We start from the raw sequence: 5,297 nt of genomic DNA, 5'->3' as shown, positions 1-5,297 counted from the left end.
ATGCCTCACACCTCGAACATCCCCGCCCGTGTACCCACCGACAGCCCAAACTTCCGCCGACACAACGAGAAACGGGCCCCACCAGGACTTTCGTCTCTGGTGAAGACCCGTTCCATCGGTTCTTCATCTGTGCGCGAGGGGGGAGTTGAACCCCCACGCCCTTGCGGGCACTGGAACCTGAATCCAGCGCGTCTGCCTATTCCGCCACCCGCGCATTGGGTGTGTCCTCGGGCCCTGCTCCGTGCGGTGCTGGCGCCTTCCGACATCCAGAAGATTAGCACGCTGCAGACGGTGGGTTCACATCCCTTTTGACGCCCCTCGTCAGGGCCCCGTCCGTACGGTCGGGGCGGCATCCACGACCTCTCCGGCACGTGTCCACCGGAGCGCGCACTCACCACCCCCACCGTCGCCGTGGCTCCGCCCGGGGATCCCGGCCGACGCACGCCACGCACAAGCCCCCGTGCAAGCAGCCCCACACAAGCCCCCTGTGTGCGGCGACACACACGGCTCGCACGTGTATCAACGAGGACCGGTTCACGTATCAACCTCGTACCGGTCCCGGCCATCTACCCAGGAGGCGGACAGGGTCCACAGTCAGGTGCGGGACACTGGTCACGCACCGCCTCTACGATCCTTGGCGTAAACCTGGGCAGGAGGAGAGCGGCGAGGAGTTCGAAGAAGAGCTCCAGCGGGAATCCGGGAGGGGACTTCAGTGGGCGTCGACACCCGTCGACCGGGCCGACAGGGGGAACCAGAGGATTTCCCGGCGCGTGGATACGATCAGTAAGCAGTACGGAAGCAGTACCCAGGACGGCAGCGACGGAGGAGGTGCCCCATGGGAGTCCTGAAGAAGTTCGAGCAGCGCCTCGAAGGTCTGGTCAACGGCACCTTCGCCAAGGTGTTCAAGTCCGAGGTCCAGCCGGTCGAGATCGCGGGTGCGCTCCAGCGGGAGTGCGACAACAACGCGACCATCTGGAACCGGGACAGGACCGTCGTACCCAACGACTTCATCGTGGAGCTGAGCACGCCGGACTACGAGCGTCTCAGCCCCTACTCCGGCCAACTCGGCGACGAGCTCGCCGGAATGGTGCGCGACTACGCCAAGCAGCAGCGCTACACCTTCATGGGACCGATCAAGGTCAACCTTGAGAAGGCGGACGACCTCGACACCGGTCTGTACCGGGTGCGCAGCCGTACGCTCGCCTCCTCCAGCAACCAGCAGGCCCCGTCGCCCGCTCCGGCCGGAGGACGGCCCGGCGTCGGCGCCGGCGCCCCGGGCGGCTACGGCTACCCGCCGTCCGCCGGGCCCGCAGGCGCTCCTCCCATGCCGTCCGCGCCGCCGCCCGGCGGCCGCCCCGGCGCCGCTCCCTACGGCCAGCGGCCCGTCGGCGCGGCGGGTGGGCGCACACGCCACTGGATCGAGATCAACGGCACACGCCATCAGATCTCCCGCCCGACGCTGGTGCTGGGCCGCAGCACCGAAGCCGACGTGCGGATCGACGACCCCGGCGTCTCCCGCCGGCACTGTGAGATCCGGACCGGAACGCCCTCGACGATCCAGGATCTCGGGTCCACCAACGGCATCGTGGTGGACGGGCAGCACACCACCCGCGCTACGCTCCGCGACGGCTCGCGGATCGTCGTGGGCAGCACCACCATCATTTACCGGCAAGCCGAAGGGTGAAGCGGGGGCAATGTCAGAGCTGACCCTCACGGTCATGCGGCTGGGTTTCCTGGCCGTACTGTGGCTGTTCGTGATCGTGGCCGTGCAGGTCATCCGCAGCGACCTGTTCGGTACGCGCGTCACCCAGCGCGGGTCCCGGCGTGAGCCCGCGCGTCCCCAGCAGGCCGCCCGGCAGGCGCCCCCGCAGCAGCGCGGCCAGCAGCAGTCCGGCGGCGGAGGCGGCCGCCAGCGCCGCGGCGCCCCGACCAAACTGGTCGTCTCCGAAGGCAGCCTCACGGGTACGACGGTCGCGCTGCAGGGACAGACCATCACGCTGGGCCGCGCGCACGACAGCACCATCGTGCTGGACGACGACTACGCGTCCAGCAGGCATGCCAGGATCTACCCGGACCGTGACGGCCAGTGGATCGTCGAGGACCTGGGATCCACCAACGGCACGTACCTCGACCGGAACCGACTGACGACTCCCACACCGATTCCGCTGGGCGCGCCGATCCGCATCGGCAAGACCGTCATCGAGCTGCGGAAGTAGTACGACAATGAGCGAGCGGAGCGAGCACGCAACGGTGGTCCGTCTCTCGGGCCCCGGCGCGCTCCCGACCGGAGGGTGGGCACCGTGCGGATGTACCCGGAGCCGACGGGCGAGGTGCGCATGAGTCTGTCTTTGCGCTTCGCCGCCGGATCGCACAAAGGCATGATCCGCGAGGGCAACGAGGACTCGGGCTACGCCGGACCGCGCCTGCTCGCGATCGCCGACGGCATGGGCGGCCAGGCCGCCGGTGAGGTCGCCTCCTCCGAGGTGATCTCCACCATCGTCGCCCTCGACGACGACGTACCCGGCTCCGACATCCTCACCTCGCTCGGCACCGCCGTGCAGCGCGCCAACGACCAGCTGCGCATGATGGTCGAGGAGGACCCCCAGCTCGAGGGCATGGGGACCACCCTGACCGCCCTGCTGTGGACCGGACAGCGGCTCGGCCTCGTCCATGTCGGCGACTCCCGCGCGTACCTCCTCCGGGACGGCGTCCTCACCCAGATCACCCAGGACCACACCTGGGTGCAGCGCCTCGTCGACGAGGGGCGCATCACGGAAGAGGAGGCCACGACCCACCCGCAGCGCTCCCTGCTGATGCGCGCGCTGGGCAGTGGCGACCATGTCGAGCCCGACCTCTCCATCCGTGAGGTCCGCGCCGGCGACCGGTACCTGATCTGCTCCGACGGCCTCAGCGGTGTCGTGTCCCACCAGACGATGGAGGACACCCTCGCCAGCTACCAGGGCCCGCAGGAGACCGTGCAGGAGCTGATCCAGCTCGCGCTGCGCGGCGGTGGCCCGGACAACATCACGGTGATCGTGGCCGACGTCCTCGACATCGACTCCGGCGACACCCTCGCCGGCCAGCTCTCCGACACCCCCGTCGTGGTGGGCGCGGTCGCCGAGAACCAGCACCAGCTGCACGACAACGGCGCCATGCAGACCCCGGCCGGCCGCGCGGCCAGCCTCGGCCGCCAGGTGCCCGGACAGGGCGGAGGCGGCGAGTTCGGCCCGCCCGGCTCCGGCGACACCACCGGATACACCCCCGAGGGCAGCTTCGGGTCATACTCGGACGACGACTTCGTCAAGCCCCGCGGAAAGCGCCGGTGGCTGAAGAGATCGTTCTACAGCGTGCTCGCCCTCGCCGTGCTCGGCGGCGGTATGTACGGCGGCTACCGCTGGACGCAGACGCAGTACTACGTCGGCACCAACGACGACCATGTCGCGCTCTACCGGGGCATCAGCCAGGACCTGGCCTGGGTCTCGCTCTCGAAGGTGGAGAAGGACCACCCCGAGATCGAACTCAAGTACCTGCCGCCCTATCAGCAGAACCAGGTCAAGGCGACCATCGCCGAGGGCGGACTGAAGGACGCCCAGGCGAAGATCAAGGATCTGGCCACCCAGGCGTCCGCTTGCAAGAAGGACGCCGAACGCCGCGAGGCCGAGAGCCGTAATAACTCAAAGACGGGCGAGGGCGAGGCCGGAGGGGTGACCGGAACCACCCGGTCCTCTCTCACGTCCAAGGCCACACCGTCGCCGACTTCGAAGCCATCGGGGTCAGCGACACCGTCCAAACCGACACCCACACCCACGCCAGGCCCCAGCCTCTCCGAGGAGGAGCAGAAGCTGGTCTCGCTGTGCGGGAAGCAGTAGGCAAGCCGTGAGGGGCCTCGTCACACGATGAGCAGTACTACGAACGCATCGACGCATCACACATCCACGATCGGCGCGATCGGCGCACCGAGCCGTCGCAACACCGAGCTCGCGCTGCTGGTGTTCGCGGTGATGATCCCGGTGTTCGCCTACGCCAACGTGGGCCTCGCCATCAGCGACCAGATCCCCACCGGCCTGCTGGGCTACGGGCTCGGCCTCGGCCTGATCGCGGGCGTGGGTCACCTCGTGGTCCGCAAGTTCGCGCCGTACGCGGACCCGCTGATGCTGCCGCTGGCCACGCTGCTCAACGGACTCGGGCTCGTCATCATCTGGCGTCTCGACCAGTCCGAGCGGCTCCAGCTGAGCAACACGTTCGTGGAGGCCTCCCCACGGCAGCTGGCGAACTCGGCGATCGGCGTCGCACTGTTCGTCGCCGTGGTGATCTTCCTCAAGGACCACCGCGTCCTGCAGCGCTACACGTACATCTCCATGGTCGCGGCCCTGATCCTGCTGCTGCTGCCGCTGGTCCCGGGCCTCGGTGCGAACATCTTCGGCGCCAAGATCTGGATCAGGATCCCCGGCCTCGGCACGATCCAGCCCGGCGAGTTCGCGAAGATCGTCCTAGCGGTGTTCTTCGCCGGCTACCTCATGGTCAAGAGAGACGCCCTGGCCCTGGCCAGTCGCCGTTTCATGGGCCTGTACCTGCCGCGTGGCCGCGACCTCGGCCCGATTCTCGTCGTTTGGGTGATGTCGATCCTCATCCTCGTCTTCGAGACCGACCTCGGTACGTCGCTGCTGTTCTTCGGAATGTTCGTCATCATGCTGTACGTCGCCACCGAGCGGACCAGCTGGATCGTCTTCGGTCTGCTGATGTCCGCGGTCGGCGCCGTCGGCGTGGCGAGCTTCGAGTCACACATCCAGACGCGTGTGCAGGCCTGGCTCGACCCCATGCGCGAGTACCAGCTAAGCCGTGCCGGGGTCAGCGACGGCGTCGTCCACTCCGAGCAGGCCATGCAGGCCCTGTGGGCCTTCGGCTCCGGTGGCACCCTCGGGACCGGTCTTGGCCAGGGGAACTCCGACCTCATCGGCTTCGCCGCCAACTCCGACTTCATCCTCGCCACCTTCGGCGAGGAGCTCGGTCTGGCCGGCGTGATGGCGATCCTGCTGCTCTACGGCCTGATCGTGGAGCGCGGTATCCGCACCGCCCTCGCGGCCCGCGACCCGTTCGGCAAGCTGCTCGCGGTGGGCCTGTCCGGCGCCTTCGCGCTCCAGGTCTTCGTGGTCGCCGGCGGCGTCATGGGCCTGATCCCGCTGACCGGCATGACGCTGCCCTTCGTGGCGTACGGCGGTTCCTCCGTCATCGCCAACTGGGCGCTGATCGGCATCCTGATCAGAATCAGCGACACCGCCCGCCGCCCGGCCCCGACC

Annotated in this window: 4 protein-coding genes and 1 tRNA gene; 4 read left to right on the top strand and 1 reads right to left on the bottom strand. The window is 68.5% G+C overall.

The window, feature by feature from the left end:
* Window positions 1-130 precede the first annotated feature (130 nt).
* Window positions 131-214, bottom strand: a tRNA-Leu gene (locus tag FNH04_RS40680).
* Between the two features lie 621 nt (window positions 215-835).
* Here FNH04_RS40680 and FNH04_RS40675 point away from each other — a divergent pair.
* The 4 genes from FNH04_RS40675 to FNH04_RS40660 form a co-directional block, all read left to right on the top strand.
* Window positions 836-1,684, top strand: coding sequence for an FhaA domain-containing protein (locus FNH04_RS40675; protein WP_152791215.1), 849 nt, complete (start codon window positions 836-838; stop codon window positions 1,682-1,684).
* Between the two features lie 10 nt (window positions 1,685-1,694).
* On the top strand, window positions 1,695-2,216 hold the full coding sequence (locus FNH04_RS40670) for an FHA domain-containing protein FhaB/FipA (protein WP_152791214.1): 522 nt from the start codon (window positions 1,695-1,697) through the stop codon (window positions 2,214-2,216).
* Between the two features lie 120 nt (window positions 2,217-2,336).
* Entirely contained in the window at window positions 2,337-3,869 is a 1,533-nt protein-coding gene (locus FNH04_RS40665) for a Stp1/IreP family PP2C-type Ser/Thr phosphatase (protein WP_228031912.1), read from the top strand.
* 27 nt (window positions 3,870-3,896) lie between these two features.
* Window positions 3,897-5,297 (top strand): FtsW/RodA/SpoVE family cell cycle protein (locus tag FNH04_RS40660; RefSeq protein WP_152791213.1); only part of this gene is annotated, 1,401 nt, incomplete at its 3' end.

Origin of the sequence: Streptomyces phyllanthi (assembly GCF_009377205.1) — a bacterium.
GTDB classification, from domain to species: Bacteria; Actinomycetota; Actinomycetes; order Streptomycetales; family Streptomycetaceae; genus Streptomyces; species Streptomyces phyllanthi.
The sequence above is the reverse complement of the archived record's forward strand: the minus strand, read 5'-3'. Positions and strand labels throughout refer to the sequence as shown.

What these genes read in the sequence shown, in the direction of transcription:
- FNH04_RS40675 (WP_152791215.1), top strand. Translation starts at nt 836, where the DNA reads ATGGGAGTCCTGAAGAAGTTCGAGCAGCGCCTCGAAGGTCTGGTCAAC.
- FNH04_RS40670 (WP_152791214.1), top strand. Translation starts at nt 1,695, where the DNA reads ATGTCAGAGCTGACCCTCACGGTCATGCGGCTGGGTTTCCTGGCCGTA.
- FNH04_RS40665 (WP_228031912.1), top strand. Translation starts at nt 2,337, where the DNA reads ATGAGTCTGTCTTTGCGCTTCGCCGCCGGATCGCACAAAGGCATGATC.